The 711-nt window shown below is 73.1% G+C and carries 1 protein-coding gene; it reads left to right on the top strand.

The annotated features are described in order from the left end of the window. Positions 1-128 precede the first annotated feature (128 nt). Positions 129-711: MFS transporter (locus GT045_RS25645; protein ID WP_161335604.1), on the top strand; the 583-nt coding region annotated here is incomplete at its 3' end.

The raw sequence follows: 711 nt of genomic DNA, 5'->3' as shown, positions 1-711 counted from the left end.
GCCGCGACGGCTCCCGGCGGCAGCGGCCGAGGCCGGGCGCCCGGTGGTCCGGCGGCTTGCCCGGGTGCCGTCGCGCCCCCTACCCTTATTTTGTGCCGATACTAAACAAAACCCGATCGCACAGCGTCGTGCCGGGCCGGAGCCTCACGGCACTGCGCGTGGCGATCACCGCCTTCTTCGCCCTGGACGGGTTCATCTTCGCGGGATGGGTCGTCCGCATCCCCGACATCAAGCACCAGACGCACGCCTCGGCCGGCGGCCTCGGGCTCGCCCTGCTCGGAGTGTCCGCGGGCGCCGTGCTCACCATGACGCTGACCGGCCGGCTGTGCCGCCGCTACGGCAGCCATCCGGTGACCGTGGTGTGCATGGCGGTGCTCGCGCTCAGCGTCGCGCTGCCGCCGCTCACGCACTCGGCGCCGGCGCTCGGGTCCGTCCTGCTGCTGTTCGGGGCGGCCTACGGCGGGGTGAACGTGGCTTTCAACAGCGCGGCCGTCGATCTGGTCACCGCCCTGGGCAGGCCGATCATGCCTGGCTTCCACGCCGCCTTCAGTCTGGGCGGGATGGTCGGCGCGAGCCTGGGCGGGCTGGTCGCTGGCTCCCTCTCCCCCGCCGTCCACCTCCTCGGTCTCACCGTGATCGGACTGCTGGTCACCGCCGCCGCCGGGCGCACCCTGCTGCGGCACGACACGCCCGCACCGCCGGAGCGGATAC

This window comes from Streptomyces sp. SID486, from assembly GCF_009865385.1.
GTDB lineage: Bacteria > Actinomycetota > Actinomycetes > Streptomycetales > Streptomycetaceae > Streptomyces.
The sequence above is the reverse complement of the archived record's forward strand: the minus strand, read 5'-3'. Positions and strand labels throughout refer to the sequence as shown.